This is a genomic window from Bradyrhizobium cosmicum (assembly GCF_007290395.2).
GTDB classification, from domain to species: domain Bacteria; phylum Pseudomonadota; class Alphaproteobacteria; order Rhizobiales; family Xanthobacteraceae; genus Bradyrhizobium; species Bradyrhizobium cosmicum.
The window spans coordinates 5,432,887-5,449,628 of the sequence record NZ_CP041656.2; the positions used below are offsets into that span (position 1 = coordinate 5,432,887).

Sequence of the window (16,742 nt, forward strand, 5' to 3'; positions counted from 1 at the left end):
AGTTTCTCGGCTCGGCCGCCCGCAAGGGGCGGCCACCAGGCCGGGACGGTGCTCAGTTCACGTAGAAATTGCCGGTCGGATCGAGCCGCCCTGAGGTGGAGTACAGCGATCCGTTGTCCATGAAGAAGACGGTGTTGTCGGGCACCTTCTTCGCGTTCTTCATCATGGCCTCGTGGTTCTTCTCGGCGGGGGCCATGGCCATCGCCGACATCTTGCCGGGCCCGCCATAGACATAGGCCATGCCGGCCTTGAAGTCCCAGGTCGCTTCCGAGAAAGCGGATGTCGCGATGATCGCGAACGCGGCGGCGGCAAGCAAGGTCTTGGACACTTTCGTCATGAGATGCTCCTCCGGATTGACGTGAACGCCCGCCAATCGGGCGCGCCCCGACATCGAGCATCGAAAGCTGCCGATGAGGAAATGCCGATCTCCAATCGGTTCGATAGCCGCCGCCTATCGCGCCGCCATAGCACGGCGCTATCGCACCGAAAGCGAAACGGCATTTCAGGTGCGACACGCGCTCGACGAAGCTGCTGCCATAGCCGGCGACCAGCGAGGTTGCGGCCAACAGAGGAGACTTACATGTCTAGGCACCACATATTGTCGCGCGTGGTTTGGACGGGCCTTGCGGTTCTCGGCGCGCTGGCGTTTGCAACGCCGGTCCTCGCCGGCGAATGCCCGGCCGACAAGATCAAGCCGAACGCGCAGCAGATGGTGGACACCAAGCCGGTCGGCGTCACCGACACCACGCTCGGCGCGATCGACCTCGGCAAGCAGCCGGCGCATATCGAAGGCCGCGAGTTGCGCTTCCGCAAGCTGACGATCGAGCCCGGCGGCATCGTGCCCTGGCACAGCCACGACGACCGCCCGGCGCTGATCTTCGTGCAGCAGGGCGAGATCGTCGAATACGCCTCCAATTGCATCGACCCGATCGTGCACAAGGCCGGCGACCTCCGTCGCGAAACGTTCGGCACTTCGCACTGGTGGAAGAACCTCGGCAAGGAGACGGTCATTCTCTATGTCGGCGACGTCCGCAAGGACCCCAACGACCACCACATGTGACGCGCGCACGTGGCCCCAGTGCACGCGTGACTGGATGTGGTGCCCGGGATCCCCATGCCGCCCGCATGCCGGGCGCCACATCACTCACAGGAGAAGTTGGTCATGACCGATCTTTCCGCAACCGTCAGGCAGGGCGCGATGACGATGGACGGGCATTCCCCGGGCGTCGCGCGGCGCTCGCTCGTGATCGGCCTCACCGCATTCCTGACCGTCGTCGACCTGTTCGCGACGCAGGCGATCCTGCCTTCGCTGACGCGCCACTATGGCGTCACGCCGGCTGCGATGGGTTTTGCCGTCAACGCCAGCACCTTCGGCATGGCGACAGCCAGCCTCGTCGTCGGCTTCTTCAGCCCGCGCATCAACCGGCGGACCGGCATCCTGCTCAGCCTCACGCTTCTGGCGATCCCCACCAGCCTGCTGGCGTCGGCGCCGGACCTTACGGTCTTCACCGCCTTGCGGGTGGCGCAAGGCCTGTGCATGGCGTCCGCCTTCGCACTCACCCTCGCCTATCTCGGCGAGCAATGCAGCGCCATGGACGCCGGCAGCGCGTTCGCCGCCTACATCACCGGCAACGTCGCCAGCAACCTCGTCGGCCGGCTGATCTCGGCGGCGGTCGCGGACAGCCTTGGCCTCGCCTGGAATTTCTACGTCTTTGCGGGCCTCAATCTGGCCGGAGCAGCACTGGTCCATTTCACTGTCAAGCGCGTGCCACCGATGCATGCGGTGATGCCGGCGGAATCGCCGCTGACCGGCACGATCACGCACTGGCGCAATCCAAAGCTGCGCGCCGCCTTCGGCATCGGCTTCTGCATCCTGTTCGCCTTCATCGGCACCTTCACCTTCGTCAATTTCGTGCTGGTCCGGCCGCCGCTGTCGCTCGGCATGATGGACCTCGGCCTCGTCTACTTCGTGTTCCTGCCGTCGGTGGTCACGACCTTGCTGGCCGGCAAGGTCGCCTCGCGCCTCGGAACGCGGCCGACGATCTGGGGCTCGCTCGCTGTCGCCGGACTGGGCCTGCCGCTGTTGCTGGCATCGTATCTCGGCGAGGTACTCATTGGCATGGTCCTAGTCGGTGTCGGGACCTTCTTCGCGCAGGCCGCGGCCACAGGCTTCGTCGGACAGGCCGCCGGCGGAAACCGCGGCACGGCCAGCGGCATCTATCTCGCCTGCTATTTCTGTGGTGGGCTCGTCGGCACGGCCGTGCTCGGACGTCTGTTCGATGCCTTCGGCTGGTCCGTCTGCGTCGCCGGCATCGGCGCCGCCCTCGCGGCCGCAGCCCTGCTCACGCTCAATTTGAAGCGTTAACGCTTGACCGGCGCCTCTTGCGGCGGCTCGTCGTCGGCGATGGCACGCCAGGCGGCCCCGTCGAGATCGTCGTACTGGCCGCTGCGGAGCGACCAGAGGAAGGCGGCAAGGCCGGCAAGACCGAGCATCAGCGCGAGCGGGACCAGGATGACCAGGATTTCCATCACACGATCTCCCGCGCGCGGCTACGAGCCCGCAGCGAATTCAACATGACCAGGATCGAGGAGCCGCTCATCGCGGCCGCGGCGATCAGGGGCGTCACCACGCCGCTGATCGCGACCGGCACGGCGAGGACATTATAGCCGATCGCGAGCCAGAGGTTCTGCCGCATCAGATGCAGCGCCTTGCGCGAAGCGTCGATGGCCGCGACGACGGGGGCCAGCGGCCGGCCGAGGAAGACCAGATCGGCGGTGGCCTGGCTGAGATGCGCGGCCGAGATCGGCGACATCGACACATGGGCCGCGGCCAGCGATGGCGCATCGTTCATGCCGTCTCCGACCATCAGCACCTTCGCACCGCGCTGCTTCAACTCCTCGATCCGCGCAATCTTGTCGGCGGGCGTCACGCCTGCGCGCCATTCGGGAACGCCGAGCGCATGCGCTGCCGCCTTCACCGCCGGCTCGCGGTCTCCGGAGAGAATCTCGATACCGATGTTGCGCGCCTTCAGCGCCGCGATCACGGCCTGGGCGTCAGGCCGCAGGCCCTGACGCACCGACAGGATGAATTTTTCGGGCCCTTTGCTGAAGGCGACGATCGAGGCTTCGGGATCGAGATTGGCGCCGCTGACCAGCGCCTCCGCGCCGCAGAAGGACGGCCGACCGAGACGGATCTCGACGCCGTCCAGAGTTGCGCGCACGCCTTGCCCGGCCTCTTCGACTACACCGACAACAGGCGATTTCGCGCCGGCGGCCTGCGCGACCGCGGCGGCCACCGGATGATGGCTCGACAGCGCGAGCCGGCCGGCGAGATCGAAGATGCCGGCGGGAATGTCGGCCGCGTTCGTGACTTCGAGATTCGGCAACGTCAGCGTGCCGGTCTTGTCGAAGATGACGTGATCGGCCTCGGCGAGGCGCTCGATGGCATCGCCCGAATTGAGCAACACGCCGGACTTGAACATCGCGCCCGAGGCGATCGTCTGCACGGTCGGGATGGCAAGGCCGAGCGCGCAGGGACAGGTAATGATCAGTACGGCAACGCCGGTCACGATCGCATCGTGCCAGGACGCACCGGCGATGACCCAGCCGAGAATGGTGATGAGCGCGATCGCATGCACCACCGGCGCGTAGAGCCGCGAGGCGCGATCGGCGAGCCGCATGTAGCGCGAGCGCGCCTGCAGCGCATTGTCGAGCAGCCGCGTGATCTCGGCGAGCAGCGTCGCCTCCGACGCCGCCGAGACCCGCACCCGTAGCGTGCCGGAGATGTTCATCGATCCGGCATAGACCGGCGTGCCCTGCTCCGCGGTGACGTAGAGCGTCTCGCCGGTGATCAGGCTCTGGTCGATCTCGGAACGCCCCTCGATCACCGTGCCGTCGACCGCGCAGCGCTCGCCGGGCCGCAGCAGCACGATGTCGCCGGGATGGATTGCGGCGACCGGCACCTGGGAGATCTCGTCGGGCCCGACGAACTTGGCCGCGGTCTCGGCCTTGAGCGCGGCGAGATTGCCGGCAACCGCCCGCGTCCGCCGCCGCATGTTCTGGTCGAGGAAGCGGCCGACCAGCAGGAACGTCAGCAGCATGATCGCCGCATCGAAATAGGCGTGCTCGGCGTGGTGGATGGTCTCGACCACCGACATGCCGAGCGCGAGGATCACGCCGATCGAGATCGGCACGTCCATGTTGGTCGTCTTCGCCGACAGCGCGCGCCAAGCCGAACGGAAGAACGGCTGGCCGGCATAGGCCGCCGCCGGCAGTGCGATCAGCGCCGAGAGCCAGTGGAAGAAGTCGCGCTGTTCCGGCAGCATGTCCGAGACGTTGCCCGACCAGACCGGGATCGACAGCATCATCACGTTCATGGTGGCGAACGCGGCGACGCCGAGGCAGCGCAGCAGAAAGCGCGATTCGGCGACCTCGGTCGCTTCCGCGCTTTCGGTCTCGTAAGGGTAGGCCTTGTAGCCGAGCTCCTCGAGGCGGTCGATGAAGCGGGCCGGATCGAGTGTGCCCGCCTTCCATTCCAGCGCGACGCGGCGGTCGGTGAGGTTCACGCGCGCCAGCGTGACGTCGGGCATCGCCGACAGCCCGCGCTCGATCTTGGCCATGCAGCCGGCGCAGTGAACGCCCTCGACGGCGAGATCGATGTGCTGGACGCCCTCGCCCGCGGCGCGGACGTAATGCGAAAAATCCCGCGTGACGTGCATGTCGATGTCCTTCAGTTCAGGATCACGCGGTTGCGCGACATGAACACGCGCGTCCCGCGCGCCTCGCCCTCGATCACCAGATCCCACTGGCCGGGCGCGACGGCGGCGGCATTGCCGCGATAGATGCCGATGCCGGCTTCGGAGAGCTCGACCTGGAGATCGGCGCGCTTGTCGGTCGGCCGTTCCAGGCGGCCACCGAATTTCAAGCCGGTCACCGGCCGGCCGCTGGCGTCGCGCGCGTCAACCTGAAGCGCGGCGCCGCCGTCGGTGCGGCGCTCGATATGGGCACTGACCTGCCATTTGCGCGCAGCCTGGTCCTGCGCCGCCGAGATCTCACGGTCATAGGTGAGACCGGCGGCATAGGGGCTGTCGACATCGGTGCCGGGCAGCGTCGCGATCGCGAGCTTCATCATGGTCACGTTGACGCCGATCACGACGCCGAAGAAGGCGACCAGCATCAGGAACACCTTGGTCCCGGTCAGCGGCTTGGTTGCCATGGCAGTCTCCTGGTCCTACGGCGCGACGAAATTGTCGGTGGCGCTGGCGGCTTCGCCAAGGCCGATATCGGTGACGTGGAAGCGAACCGGAATCGACTTCTCCGGATTGCTCTCCGCCGGAGCGGTGACGAGCAGGCGCAGTTCGCTGGTGGAATCACGGGGGATGACGATCATCGGCCGATCCGGCGTCACCGAATCGGCGCCGACGACGTGGATGGTCAAGTTGGCGGGACCGCTGGCGTCGATCGCGATGACGCGGTCGTAGCCGCTCTTGTTGAGCAGCCGCACCGTATAGGCATTGCGGATCGAGCCGTCGCTGAGCTTGACCGCGACCGGGTTGCGGTCGTGCAGCACGTTGACGTCGAGCAGGCTGCGGGTCGCCAGCGTGTAGATCATGAAACCGCCCACGGCCGCAATGATGGCGCTGTAGGCAACCGTTCGCGCGCGGACGATCTTGTAGATCGGCGCCTTGCCTTCCTGGCGGCGGTGGATGTTGATGTCGTTGTCGTAGCCGATCAGCCGCTTCGGCCGGCCGATCTTCGTCATCACGTTGTCGCAGGCGTCGATGCAGAGCCCGCACTGGATGCATTCGAGCTGCGGCCCGTTGCGGATGTCGATGCCGGTCGGACAGACCGCGACGCATTGATAGCAGTCGACGCAATCGCCCACCTGCTCGCCGAGCGCGCGCAGCTCGGCCGCCTTCTTGACCGAGGTGCGCTTCTCGCCGCGGTCGTAGCGGTAGGTGACGTTGAGCGCCCATTCGTCGGTGAGCGCGGCCTGGATCCGCGGCCAGGGACACATGTAGGTGCAGACCTGCTCGCGCATGTAGCCGGCGAGCAGATAGGTGGTCGCGGTGAGGATGCCGATCCAGATATAGGCGATCATCGGCCCCTGGAAGGTGACGAGCTCCTTCACCAGCGTCGGCGCATCGTAGAAATAGAGCACCCAGGCGCCGCCGGTCCACCAGGCGATCATGAGCCAGATCGAATGCTTGAGCACGATCTCGGAGATCCGCTCGAGCTTCATCGGGTCGGACGACTTGTCCTTCTTCATCCGCTCGCGCCGGTCGCCTTCGATCAGACGCTCGACGGCGTAGAACACGTCGGTCCACACCGTCTGCGGACAGAGATAGCCGCACCAGATACGGCCGCCGACCGAGTTCATCAGGAACAGCGCAACAGCGGCGACGATCAGCAGGCCGGTGAAATAGTAGACCTCCTGCGGCCACAGCTCGATGAAGAAGAAGTAGAAGCGGCTGTTGGGAAGATCGATCAGCACGGCCTGATCGGGGGCGCCGAGGCCGCGATTCCAGCGCACGAAGGGCAGGAAGTAGTAGATCCCGAGGCAGACCGCCATCAGGCCCCATTTGATCCGGCGGAAGGTCCCCGAGACGCTCTGGGGATAAACCTTCTTGCGGGCTACGTAGAGTGGCCCGTTGTCGTCGTCGGATGTGAGGTCTTTGGGGTTCACGGTCTTGTTCATCGCCTGGAACTTCTCGAAAAGGTGCGATTAAACCTAGACCCGACACCGCCGCGTCAGTTGATCCAGCTCAAACGGGGGCGGTTTTGTTCGCCCCCGCTTGTGACCGGTCGGCTATTTTCCACCGCCCAGCGAGTGGACGTAGACCGCCATCGCCTTGATCGTGGCGGGGTCGAGCCGCCCTTCCCAGGCCGGCATGACGCCGGCACGGCCTTGGCTGATGGTCTCGATCAGGGTCGCCTCGTCCGAGCCGTAAAGCCAGATCTTGTCGGTCAGGTTCGGAGCGCCCATCTCCTGGTTGCCCTTGCCGCCGTCGCCGTGGCAGGCGACGCAGTTCTCCGCGAAGATCTTCTCGCCCTTTGCCGCGTCATAGCCCTTGCGGGTCGGAAGGCCCGACAAGGCGCGGACATAGTTGGCGACCGTGACGATCTCGTCCGGCTTCAGCACGCCGTCCTTGCCGAAGGCGAGCATCTGGCCCTCATGCGTCTTGGCATGACCCGAGCGCGCGCCGAACTGGATGGTCTGCATGATCTGGTCGAGCGTGCCGCCCCACAGCCAGTCGTCGTCGTTCAGGTTCGGGTAGCCCTTGGCACCGGCGGCGCCGGAGCCGTGGCACGGCGCGCAATTGTCGCCGAACACGGTCTTGCCCTTGGCGCGGGCGAGCGCCAGCAAGGCCGGGTCCTTCTCGATGTCGGCGAGCGAGGCCGCACCGAGAGCCACCATCTTGTCGCCCCTGATCTTGTCGAGGTTGGCGAGTTCGACGGCGACGTCGGCGCGCGACGAGTAGCCGAACAGGCCGGTGGTGTTGCTGGAGATCAGCGGCCAGGCCGGGTAGACGATCCAGTAGCCGATCGCCCAGACGATAGTGAGGTAGAACGTAATCACCCACCAGCGTGGCAGCGGCGTGTTGAGCTCCTTGATGCCGTCCCACTCATGCCCGGTCGTGGCCCTGCCGGTGACGGAATCGATTTCGCTATGGTCGGTCATGATCTCTTACTCCTCCCGCAACGGCAGGTGTGCTGCTTCGTCGAAGGCAGCCTTGTTACGGGGCCAGAATGCGTAGGCGATGATCGCGAGAAAGATCGCGACGAACACCGGCGTCCAGATCGTGGTCACGAGACCGGACGCGAGATTGTCGAGTGTCAGGATGGCTTTCATCGTTCGTGCCTTCTCAGCGAAGATTGGCTTTCTCGTTGTAGATCTTGAAGTCGACCAGGGTGCCGAGCATCTGCAGGTACGCGATCAGTGCGTCCATCTCGGTCGGCGTCCCGGTCTTGCCGTCGAAGTTGCGCACGACGGCCTTGGCGTAGCGCTTGGTGAAGGCGTCGGAGCCGGAATTGTCCGGATCGGCCTGGGCCTTCATGTCGGCGCCCGCGTTGGCAATCTGGTCGTCGGTATAGGGCACGCCGACCGTCCGCAGCGTTCGCATGTGATCGGCGATCGTATCCGGATCGACTTCCGTCTGAGCCAGGAAGGGATAGCCCGGCATCACCGATTGCGGCACGATCGCGCGCGGGTTGGTCAGATGGGTGACGTGCCAGTCGTCGGAATATTTGGCGCCGACGCGGGCAAGGTCGGGACCGGTGCGCTTCGAGCCCCACTGGAACGGGTGGTCGAACATGCTCTCGGCGGCGAGCGAGAAGTGGCCGTAGCGCTCGACCTCGTCGCGCAGGGGCCGGATCATCTGCGAATGGCAGAGATAGCAGCCCTCGCGGACGTAGACGTTGCGTCCGGCGAGTTCCAGCGGCGTGTAGGGCCTGACCCCGTCGACCACCTCGATCGTGCTCTTGAGGTAGAACAGCGGGGTGATCTCGACGAGACCGCCGATCGCGATCACCAGCAGGATGCCGACGACCAGGATGATCGAGTTCTTTTCGAAGATTTGGTGGCGTGTCCAGAACGACATTGCTTGAGCTCCTCATTCCGCCGGCTGAAGAGCGACGGGCATCTGGACTTCCTGTTCGCCGACGCGAACCGTCATCCAGAGATTATAGGCCATGATCAGCGCGCCGATCAGGAACAGCCCGCCGCCGGCAGCGCGGATGATGTAGAAGGGATGCATCGCCTCGACGGTCTCGATGAAGGAATATTCGAGGAAGCCGAGCGAGGTGTAGGCGCGCCACATCAGGCCCTGGAGGATGCCGGACACCCACATCGCGGAGATGTAGAGAACGATGCCGAGGGTGGCGATCCAGAAGTGCCAGTTGACGAGCTTGAGGCTGTAGAGCCCCTTGCGATTCCAGGCCCACGGCACCAGGCAGTACAGCGCGCCGAAGGAGACGAAGCCGACCCAGCCGAGCGCGCCGGAATGCACGTGGCCGATGGTCCAGTCGGTGTAGTGGCTGAGCGAGTTCACCACCTTGATCGACATCATCGGGCCTTCGAAGGTCGACATGCCGTAGAAGGCGACGGAGACCACCAGCATGCGCAGCACGGGATCTGTGCGCAGCTTGTCCCAGGCGCCCGACAGGGTCATCAGGCCGTTGATCATGCCGCCCCAGGAGGGCATCCAAAGCATGATCGAGAAGGTCATGCCGAGCGTCTGCGTCCAGTCAGGCAGCGCCGTGTAGTGCAGATGGTGGGGACCCGCCCAGATGTAGAGGAAGATCAGCGCCCAGAAATGGATGATCGACAGGCGGTAGGAATAGACCGGCCGCTCGGCCCGCTTCGGAATGAAGTAGTACATGATGGCGAGGAAGCCGGCAGTGAGGAAGAAGCCGACCGCGTTGTGGCCGTACCACCACTGGAACATGGCGTCCTGGATGCCGCCCCAGGCGATGTAGGACTTCGAACCGAAGAACGACACCGGCAGCGCGGGGTTGTTGCCGAGGTGCAGCACCGCGATCGTCACGATGAAGGCGAGATAGAACCAGTTCGCGACGAAGATGTGCGGTTCCTTGCGCTTGATGATCGTGACAAGGAAGACCAGCAGATAGGTCACCCAGACGATGGTCAGCCAGAGGTCGGCATACCATTCCGGCTCGGCATATTCCTTGGACTGCGTCACGCCGAGCAGATAGCCGGTGCCGGCGATCAGGATGAAGAAATTGTAGCCGAGCACAACGAACCAGGGCGCCAGATAGCCCGCAAGCCGCACGTGACAGCTCTTCTGAACGACGTAGAAGGAGGTCGCGAGCAGCACGTTGCCGCCGAAGGCGAAGATCACCGCCGACGTGTGCAACGGCCGCAACCGGCCGAACTGGATCCAGGGTAGATCGAAGTTCAGGGCGGGCCAGGCCAGCTGCGAGGCGATGATGAGACCGACCAGGAAGCCGGCAATGCCCCAGAACATCGCCATGAAGGACGCAAACTTGATCGGCCCCATGTTGTAGTTGGGCCGGCCATTGATCTCGGCGGGCGGCAGCACCGCCGGGCGATCGTAGTAATTGTTGATGACGAAGAACACCGCGGCGATGCTCGCCGCCGCGCCGAGCGCGGCGTGGAAGGCGAACGGCGCGTCCAGCGCCTTGGCTGCGGCGATCACGCAAAGGAAGGCGGTGACTGCGAACACGACAGCCAGGCCGCTTTCACCGATGGTCATGGATTTTGAGATGGAGGGCTGGCTCATGCGGATTCTCTCTGAAGAACACGAGGCCAGAAACCACATTCACCCTCGCGGGGAATTGATTGAAATCAAGACAGATGGATTTCTGTTAATGTGAGGCCGAGAAAGATCGGAAAACGAAATCAATCGTTTGCACCGCGCACAGTGCGCGCGGCAAGGCTTCGCCTCCGTGGAAACACGGAGGTCTCGATCGCGGAATCCAGGGACGATTCGTCAGTCGCGCGCCGTCGCCTTGAGCGCCTTGATGACGTCCTCGCGGGCGATGATTCCGACCAGCTTCTGCGCGCCGTCGAGCACGATGATGCTCCTGATGCGGTGCTCGACCATGATCTGGAGCACCCGCGTCAACCGCGTATCGGGGCTGACATAGATGAACTCCGGCGTCATGACGTCACCGACCTTGCGGCTCATCAGGTCGGGATAACGCGGCAGCATCTGGCTCGGCGTGAAGGCGAAGCACTTCAGGATGTCGAATTTGGTGACGATGCCGACCACCTGCCCGTCGTCCTCGACCGGGTAGCTGTTGAAATCGTCGTCCTCGAACATCTCGCTGAGCGCGAGCATGTCGAGGTCGCGCTGAACCGTCTTGACGTTGCGTGTCATGTAACCGTCGACGGTCTGCTCGAGAAACTTGTACACGGCGCGTCCTCTTCGATTCGCTTCCAGCCGGCCGTCAGTGCGACAGCAGCACGCAGCGGGCGGATTGCGTGACGAGATATTGGGTAACACCACCAAGAATCATTTCGCGGAAGCGCGAATGACCATAGGCACCGGCAACGATCAGGCTTGCGCCGACGTCGCCGGCAACTTTCTCCAATTGCCCGGCGACGGTTTCGTTCCGGGCCGCCTCGCAAACGCGAGCGGTCGCGGCAACGCCGTGGCGGGCAAGCCAGGCCGTCACGTCGGTCACACCGGCGACGGCGACGGGACGGTCGTCGTCGCCCTCGGGAATCGCGACGACGGCGATATCCCTTGCCTTGCGCAGCATCGGCAGCGCGTCGGCCAGTGCCCGCCGCGCCTCCGGCGTATCCTTCCACGCCACGAGGGCACTGCGCAGATCGAGCCAGTTGACGCCGTCGGGCACGACCAGGATCGGCCGGCCGGACTGCATCACCAGATCTTTGGGGCTCGCGAGCGCGAATGCGTCGGAGAAGGCCGGGCTCTGCCCGCCGCTGACGATGATGTCGGCGCAACGCGCCTGGGTGAGCGTAAATCGCTCCGGGAAATCCATGGCACTGCGCCATTCCACATGGCCGCCGCGATTTTTGATCGCGGCACGGAATTGCGCCTCCAGTTCGGCCAGGCGTCTCTTGATGGAGGCTTCTTCCTGGTCGATCAGTCCCTGAGCCGCGGCACCATCGGTGAAATACAGCGGCGGCGCGAACTGCGCCGCGGCGACCCCGACGATAGCCGCCTCGAATCGCTCGGCAAGCTCGCCTGCGACCAGTAAACGCGAATCGTTGGGCTGATCGAGCGCCAGGCTGACCATCACGGTCGCATATGTCATCGAAACTCTCCGGGCATTACGCTTTCATGAAACTGTAGCCCAGTCGACGCTCCGCAGGATGAGATAGATCAAACGCCCCGGGCACCGCGCGGCGGGGCCTCCGCCGATGGAATAAGACATCCGAACTTGCCTCCGGCCCGGCCTTGGGCGACATTGCATCGGCGGTAACGGTATCCGGGCTAACCGCATGAAGATGGAGCCACCGCTTGTCGCCGACCCGCGTTACACATCCGAATGATGACGGTCGGGGCGAGCATTTCCGCGTTCGAATCGAGGGGTTTGGCGTCGGCACCTGGGATCTCGATCTCAGGACGATGGAATTGGAATGGTCCGACACGTCCAGGGCCCTGTTTGGCGTCGAGCCGGACCAGCCGGACAGCTACGAGCTGTTCCTGGCACGCCTCGAGCCCAACGACCGCGAGTGGGTCGAGCGCGCGATCAAGCGCGTCTGCGAGCACGGCGGCAGTTTTGACGTGTCCTTCAGGGTCGCAGGCGGCCAAGGCAGGGGAAAGTGGATTCGCGCCCGGGCCGGTCTCATTCGGGACGAGGCCGGCACCGCCTGTCACCTCAGCGGCATTTTCCTCGACATCGACGAGGAGAAGCAGGTCGAGGAGGCGCTGCGCACCCGCGAATCGCACCTGCGCTCGATCCTCCAAACCATTCCGGACGCCATGATCGTCATCGACGGTCACGGCGTGATCCAGCTGTTCAGCACCGCCGCGGAGCGTCTGTTCGGCTGGCCCGAGCAGGAGGCGATCGGCCAGAACGTCAGCATTCTGATGCCGGAGCCCGACCGCTCCCGTCACGACGGCTACATCGCGCGCTACCGCGTCACCCACGATCCGCACATCATCGGCATCGGCCGCATCGTGACCGGCAGGCGCCGCGACGGCACCACCTTTCCGATGCACCTGTCGATCGGCGAGATGCAGTCCGGCGGCGAGCCCTATTTCACGGGCTTCGTCCGCGATCTGACCGAGCACCAGCAGACCCAGGCGCGGCTGCAGGAGCTGCAGTCCGAGCTGGTCCACGTCTCCAGACTGAGCGCCATGGGCGAGATGGCCTCCGCGCTCGCCCACGAGCTCAACCAGCCGCTGGCCGCGATCAGCAACTACATGAAGGGCTCGCGGCGGCTGCTGTCGGGCAGCTCGGATCCGAACGTCGCCAAGATCGAGAGCGCGATGGATCGCGCCGCCGAGCAGGCGGTGCGCGCCGGGCAGATCATCCGGCGGCTACGCGACTTCGTCGCGCGCGGGGAGTCCGAGAAGCGGGTCGAGAGCCTGTCGAAGCTGATCGAGGAAGCCGGCGCCCTCGGCCTTGCCGGCGCGCGCGAGCAGAACGTTCAGCTCCGTTTCAGCCTCGATCCGGACGCCGATCTCGTGCTGGCCGACCGGGTGCAGATCCAGCAGGTGCTGGTCAATCTGTTCCGCAACGCGCTGGAAGCGATGGCGCAATCGCAGCGGCGCGAGCTCGTCGTCGCCAACACCCGCGTTGGGGACGACATGATCGAGGTGGAGGTGTCCGACACTGGCCACGGCTTCGGGGATGACGTCATTCCAAACCTGTTTCAGACTTTCTTCACCACCAAGGACACCGGCATGGGCGTGGGACTGTCCATCAGCCGCTCGATCATCGAAGCTCACGGCGGCCGCATGTGGGCCGAGAGCAACGCATCGGGCGGGGCGACATTCCGCTTCACCCTGCCGGCAGCCGACGAGACCTGATCCATGACGACCAAGGGACATATCTACGTCATCGACGACGACGAGGCGATGCGGGACTCGCTGAACTTCCTGCTGGATTCCTCCGGCTTCGGCGTCACGCTGTTCGACAATGCGCAGAGCTTCCTCGACGCCCTGCCCGGCCTCGCCTTCGGCTGCGTCGTCTCCGACGTGCGCATGCCGGGCATCGACGGGATCGAGCTGCTGAAGCGCATGAAGACGCAGCACAGCCCGTTTCCGATCCTGATCATGACCGGTCATGGCGACGTGCCGCTCGCGGTCGAGGCCATGAAGCTGGGCGCCCTCGACTTCCTGGAAAAACCCTTCGAGGACGACCGCCTCGTCACCATGATCGAATCCGCGATTCGCCAGGCCGAGCCGGCAGCCAAGAGCGAATCCATTGCCCAGGACATCGCGGCCCGGGTCGCCTCCTTGAGCCCCAGGGAGCGTCAGGTGATGGAGGGGCTGATCGCGGGGCTCTCCAACAAGCTGATCGCCAGGGAATACGACATCAGCCCGCGCACCATCGAGGTCTACCGGGCCAATGTGATGACCAAGATGCAGGCCAACAGCCTCTCGGAGCTGGTGCGGCTGGCGATGCGCGCCGGCATGCTGAAGGATTGAGGCAAGTCAAGATGCGTTCTTGCCGCCGGTGCTATCTGATCAGGTATGATTGAGATCAGCTCTTATCCTGGGCAGCTTCCGATGGCGCCATCATCCAAGCCCACAATCTACGTGGTCGATGACGATGATGCCGTGCTGGGATCCCTGCGCTTCCTGCTGGAAACCGACGGCTTTGCCGTGCGGACCTTCAGGAATGCCACGGCGCTGCTCAATGCGAGCGGCGCACACGGCGCGGATTGCTACGTCATCGACTACAAGATGCCCGACATCAACGGCCTCGAGCTCGTCGGCCGCCTGCGCCAGTCCGACGGCGAAACGCCGGTGATCCTGATCACCGGCTATCCGGACGTGAACATCTCCGCCCGGGCCGCGGCCGCAGGCGTAAAAGACGTGATTTTGAAGCCGCTTCTCGACGAAAACCTCGTCAAGCGCATCCGCCATGCCATCCAGGACAGGGCCGGGAACTGACCTACGGGATTCTACGTAGGTAGACCTCCTTAAGATATCTCGCGAAATTTTCGAAGCACCCGATACCGCGTACGAATTCGCCATCACAACGGAGATGGCGCAGATGCTGACCCAGACGCTCAACACCCAGGCGATCAACACCCAGATCAACGGCAAGATTGCTCCCGGCCATTCCGTCTCGGACCAGTTCGGCGCAATCGCGGGCCATATCGGCCTTGTCGCCACCGAGTTCTCCTACCGCAAGGAAGAGGAGATTTACGGCGAGGATGAGCCGTCCGAATACGTCTACCAGGTCGTCACCGGTGCCGTGCGCAGCTACAAGCTCCTCTCCGACGGTCGCCGCCAGATCGGCGCCTTCCATCTTCCCGGCGACGTGTTCGGCCTCGAGTCCGGCCCCACCCACCGCCTTGCCGCTGAAGCCATCATCGACACCACCGTGCGCCTCGTGAAGCGCGCCAGCCTCGAAAAGGCCGCCGGCACCGACGTGCAGGTCGCCCGCAAGCTCTGGGCCATGACCGCCGGCGAGCTTCGCCACGCCGAAGACCACATGCTGTTGCTGGGCCGCAAGACCGCGATGGAGCGTGTCGCGACCTTCCTGCTCGAAATGGACCGCCGCCTCGCCGTTGCCGGCATGATGGCGCTGCCGATGTGCCGCCGCGACATCGGCGACTATCTCGGCCTCACGCTCGAGACTGTGTCGCGCGCACTGTCCCAGCTTCACGCCCAGGGCATTCTCGGCTTCTCCGGTGCCCGCCAGATCGTGCTGCGCAACCGCGCCCGCCTGCACAATCTCGACGCCTGATTTTTCCTCCCCCACTTATGGCCGGCTGAATTCGTTCAGCCGGCCATTTCTTTTGCGGCGACCATGCCGGTGCGCCGGGTCTCCGGCATCAACAGCAGGATCAGCAGAAGCCCGGTCGCGGCGACGCCGGAAAGTCCGATGAACGCCGTGGCATTGCCGAACCTGTCACTGACATAGCCGCCGAGCGCCGTGCTCAGCGAGGCACCGATGCCGGTCGCGGTGCCGACGATGCCCTGCGCAAGGTTGAAGTGCCCGCTGCCGAACGCAACATCGGCTACGATCAGCGGAATCATCACCGCGAACACCGCCGCCGTGATGCCGTCGAACACCTGCACCGCGACCAGCAGATAGGGATCTCGCACCGTCGCGAACAGCAGGCCACGGATCGTCAGCGCGGCGAACCCGATCAACAGCAATGGCCGCCTGCCCCATGCCTGCGCCTTGCGTCCGACGGTCGGCGACAGCAGCGCCACGATGGCCTGCGGCACGACGATGCAGAAGGCGACAAGGACCGTCGCCCATTGGCTCGATCGCGCCGTCACCGCGCTCGCCATCAGCGGCATCATCGCGGCGTTCGCGAGCTGCAACAGCAGCACGCTCAGAGCAAAGACGATCAGCGGCTTCTGCCGGATCAGGTGCCAGATATTGGTGTCACCGCGATCCCTGGCCTCGCGCGGCATCTCGCCGTGACAACGCGCGATATCGACCTCCTCCTCGCGAATACGTGACAGCGCGATCAGGGTCGGGATCGCAAGCAGGAAGGTGACCAGGAACACCGAGCGGCTCGACAGCAGGTAACCTGCCGTGCCCATCACCGCCGCCGCGACGCCGTTGCCGAGGGAGGCGAACCGGGCGTTGCGGCCGAGCCGCTCGCCGATCGCCAGCGGCCCGACGAGGCCGAGGCTGATCGCCGCGATCGCCGGCCCGAGCACGCAGCTCGCTGCCGCATGCAGCGTAGCCGCGGCCATCACCACCGGGAAGATCGGCATCGCCGCATAGGCCAGCGCGCAGCCGCCGATGGCGGCGATCGCAAGTCCAGCGACCAGCCGCTCGGATTTCGCGGCGTCGATGATCGCACCACCCGGCATCTGCCCGATCAGGGCGACGATGCCGCCGATGGACAGCACGAGGCCGATCTCGACCTGGGTCCATTTCTGCGTCGTGAGATAGACCGCGATGAAGGGGCCGAAGCCGGTCTGCACGTCGGCGAGGAAGAAGATGAACCAGTCGAGACCGCGCAGGCTCTGGCGCGACGGGGCCGGAATACCCGCGGACGATGGCGCGGCTGAATTGTCCTGTTCAACACGCCTCTCGCGATCTGCATGGTTCGGCTTTCTCGACAACATCACCGGCGGCCATCC

At 64.9% G+C, this 16,742-nt stretch carries 18 protein-coding genes; 6 read left to right on the forward strand and 12 right to left on the reverse strand.

The window, feature by feature from the left end:
• Positions 1–52: 52 nt before the first annotated feature.
• Positions 53–337 carry a hypothetical protein gene (locus FNV92_RS26070; protein WP_143843964.1) on the reverse strand — a complete coding sequence of 95 codons (285 nt, stop codon included), beginning with the start codon at positions 335–337 and terminating at the stop codon, positions 53–55.
• A gap of 243 nt (positions 338–580) precedes the next feature.
• Here FNV92_RS26070 and FNV92_RS26075 point away from each other — a divergent pair, with 243 nt between their 5' ends.
• Positions 581–1,060: a cupin domain-containing protein gene (locus FNV92_RS26075; RefSeq protein ID WP_143843963.1), complete on the forward strand. Its 480-nt coding sequence runs from the start codon at positions 581–583 to the stop codon at positions 1,058–1,060.
• Positions 1,061–1,162: 102 nt separating this feature from the next.
• Complete coding sequence (locus FNV92_RS26080; protein WP_143843962.1) at positions 1,163–2,365, forward strand: MFS transporter; 1,203 nt, start codon at positions 1,163–1,165, stop codon at positions 2,363–2,365.
• Here FNV92_RS26080 and ccoS read toward each other — a convergent pair.
• The 10 genes from ccoS to FNV92_RS26130 all read right to left on the reverse strand — a co-directional run bounded on the left by ccoS (position 2,362) and on the right by FNV92_RS26130 (position 11,766).
• On the reverse strand, positions 2,362–2,529 hold the full coding sequence (gene ccoS, locus FNV92_RS26085) for a cbb3-type cytochrome oxidase assembly protein CcoS (protein ID WP_015687698.1): 168 nt from the start codon (positions 2,527–2,529) through the stop codon (positions 2,362–2,364). The two genes, FNV92_RS26080 and ccoS, sit on opposite strands and share 4 nt — an antisense overlap.
• Positions 2,529–4,718 carry a cation-translocating P-type ATPase gene (locus FNV92_RS26090; RefSeq protein WP_143843961.1) on the reverse strand — a complete coding sequence of 730 codons (2,190 nt, stop codon included), beginning with the start codon at positions 4,716–4,718 and terminating at the stop codon, positions 2,529–2,531. Before FNV92_RS26090 ends, ccoS begins: the two co-directional genes overlap by 1 nt.
• Before the next feature lie 11 nt (positions 4,719–4,729).
• Positions 4,730–5,215 carry a FixH family protein gene (locus tag FNV92_RS26095; protein WP_143843960.1) on the reverse strand — a complete coding sequence of 162 codons (486 nt, stop codon included), beginning with the start codon at positions 5,213–5,215 and terminating at the stop codon, positions 4,730–4,732.
• Positions 5,216–5,230: 15 nt separating this feature from the next.
• Entirely contained in the window at positions 5,231–6,697 is a 1,467-nt protein-coding gene (gene ccoG / locus FNV92_RS26100; protein ID WP_015687701.1) for a cytochrome c oxidase accessory protein CcoG, read from the reverse strand.
• A 111-nt stretch (positions 6,698–6,808) separates the two neighbouring features.
• The gene (ccoP, locus tag FNV92_RS26105; RefSeq protein ID WP_015687702.1) at positions 6,809–7,681 is read right to left on the reverse strand and encodes a cytochrome-c oxidase, cbb3-type subunit III; all 873 of its coding nucleotides are present in this window, start codon (positions 7,679–7,681) and stop codon (positions 6,809–6,811) included.
• Positions 7,682–7,687: 6 nt separating this feature from the next.
• Positions 7,688–7,852 (reverse strand): CcoQ/FixQ family Cbb3-type cytochrome c oxidase assembly chaperone, encoded by a 165-nt coding sequence (locus tag FNV92_RS26110; protein ID WP_015687703.1) that lies wholly within the window; start codon positions 7,850–7,852, stop codon positions 7,688–7,690.
• 13 nt (positions 7,853–7,865) lie between these two features.
• Positions 7,866–8,600, reverse strand: a complete 735-nt coding sequence (gene ccoO, locus FNV92_RS26115) for a cytochrome-c oxidase, cbb3-type subunit II (RefSeq protein ID WP_015687704.1) — start codon at positions 8,598–8,600, stop codon at positions 7,866–7,868.
• A gap of 12 nt (positions 8,601–8,612) precedes the next feature.
• On the reverse strand, positions 8,613–10,262 hold the full coding sequence (ccoN, locus tag FNV92_RS26120; RefSeq protein ID WP_143843959.1) for a cytochrome-c oxidase, cbb3-type subunit I: 1,650 nt from the start codon (positions 10,260–10,262) through the stop codon (positions 8,613–8,615).
• A 210-nt stretch (positions 10,263–10,472) separates the two neighbouring features.
• Positions 10,473–10,898: a CBS domain-containing protein gene (locus FNV92_RS26125; protein WP_143843958.1), complete on the reverse strand. Its 426-nt coding sequence runs from the start codon at positions 10,896–10,898 to the stop codon at positions 10,473–10,475.
• Between the two features lie 34 nt (positions 10,899–10,932).
• Positions 10,933–11,766 carry a universal stress protein gene (locus FNV92_RS26130; RefSeq protein WP_143843957.1) on the reverse strand — a complete coding sequence of 278 codons (834 nt, stop codon included), beginning with the start codon at positions 11,764–11,766 and terminating at the stop codon, positions 10,933–10,935.
• 206 nt (positions 11,767–11,972) lie between these two features.
• Between FNV92_RS26130 and fixL the strand changes: the two genes are divergently transcribed.
• The 4 genes from fixL (at position 11,973) to FNV92_RS26150 (ending at position 15,381) form a co-directional block, all read left to right on the forward strand.
• Complete coding sequence (gene fixL / locus FNV92_RS26135; protein ID WP_143843956.1) at positions 11,973–13,490, forward strand: sensor protein FixL; 1,518 nt, start codon at positions 11,973–11,975, stop codon at positions 13,488–13,490.
• A gap of 3 nt (positions 13,491–13,493) precedes the next feature.
• Positions 13,494–14,111, forward strand: a complete 618-nt coding sequence (gene fixJ, locus FNV92_RS26140) for a response regulator FixJ (protein ID WP_015687710.1) — start codon at positions 13,494–13,496, stop codon at positions 14,109–14,111.
• 81 nt (positions 14,112–14,192) lie between these two features.
• Positions 14,193–14,579, forward strand: a complete 387-nt coding sequence (locus FNV92_RS26145) for a response regulator (protein WP_015687711.1) — start codon at positions 14,193–14,195, stop codon at positions 14,577–14,579.
• Between the two features lie 103 nt (positions 14,580–14,682).
• A complete protein-coding gene (locus FNV92_RS26150) occupies positions 14,683–15,381 on the forward strand; it encodes a helix-turn-helix domain-containing protein (RefSeq protein ID WP_015687712.1) in 699 nt (232 codons plus the stop codon).
• A gap of 35 nt (positions 15,382–15,416) precedes the next feature.
• Here FNV92_RS26150 and FNV92_RS26155 read toward each other — a convergent pair whose 3' ends face one another.
• The gene (locus tag FNV92_RS26155) at positions 15,417–16,730 is read right to left on the reverse strand and encodes an MFS transporter (RefSeq protein ID WP_168213560.1); all 1,314 of its coding nucleotides are present in this window, start codon (positions 16,728–16,730) and stop codon (positions 15,417–15,419) included.
• Positions 16,731–16,742 lie beyond the last annotated feature (12 nt).

What these genes read in the sequence shown, in the direction of transcription:
- FNV92_RS26080 (WP_143843962.1), top strand. Translation starts at nt 1,163, where the DNA reads ATGACCGATCTTTCCGCAACCGTCAGGCAGGGCGCGATGACGATGGAC.
- FNV92_RS26110 (WP_015687703.1), bottom strand. Translation starts at nt 7,852, where the DNA reads ATGAAAGCCATCCTGACACTCGACAATCTCGCGTCCGGTCTCGTGACC.
- FNV92_RS26095 (WP_143843960.1), bottom strand. Translation starts at nt 5,215, where the DNA reads ATGGCAACCAAGCCGCTGACCGGGACCAAGGTGTTCCTGATGCTGGTC.
- FNV92_RS26090 (WP_143843961.1), bottom strand. Translation starts at nt 4,718, where the DNA reads ATGCACGTCACGCGGGATTTTTCGCATTACGTCCGCGCCGCGGGCGAG.
- FNV92_RS26075 (WP_143843963.1), top strand. Translation starts at nt 581, where the DNA reads ATGTCTAGGCACCACATATTGTCGCGCGTGGTTTGGACGGGCCTTGCG.
- FNV92_RS26145 (WP_015687711.1), top strand. Translation starts at nt 14,193, where the DNA reads ATGGCGCCATCATCCAAGCCCACAATCTACGTGGTCGATGACGATGAT.
- ccoP (WP_015687702.1), bottom strand. Translation starts at nt 7,681, where the DNA reads ATGACCGACCATAGCGAAATCGATTCCGTCACCGGCAGGGCCACGACC.
- FNV92_RS26070 (WP_143843964.1), bottom strand. Translation starts at nt 337, where the DNA reads ATGACGAAAGTGTCCAAGACCTTGCTTGCCGCCGCCGCGTTCGCGATC.
- ccoG (WP_015687701.1), bottom strand. Translation starts at nt 6,697, where the DNA reads ATGAACAAGACCGTGAACCCCAAAGACCTCACATCCGACGACGACAAC.
- FNV92_RS26150 (WP_015687712.1), top strand. Translation starts at nt 14,683, where the DNA reads ATGCTGACCCAGACGCTCAACACCCAGGCGATCAACACCCAGATCAAC.
- fixJ (WP_015687710.1), top strand. Translation starts at nt 13,494, where the DNA reads ATGACGACCAAGGGACATATCTACGTCATCGACGACGACGAGGCGATG.
- ccoN (WP_143843959.1), bottom strand. Translation starts at nt 10,262, where the DNA reads ATGAGCCAGCCCTCCATCTCAAAATCCATGACCATCGGTGAAAGCGGC.
- ccoS (WP_015687698.1), bottom strand. Translation starts at nt 2,529, where the DNA reads ATGGAAATCCTGGTCATCCTGGTCCCGCTCGCGCTGATGCTCGGTCTT.
- FNV92_RS26130 (WP_143843957.1), bottom strand. Translation starts at nt 11,766, where the DNA reads ATGACATATGCGACCGTGATGGTCAGCCTGGCGCTCGATCAGCCCAAC.
- ccoO (WP_015687704.1), bottom strand. Translation starts at nt 8,600, where the DNA reads ATGTCGTTCTGGACACGCCACCAAATCTTCGAAAAGAACTCGATCATC.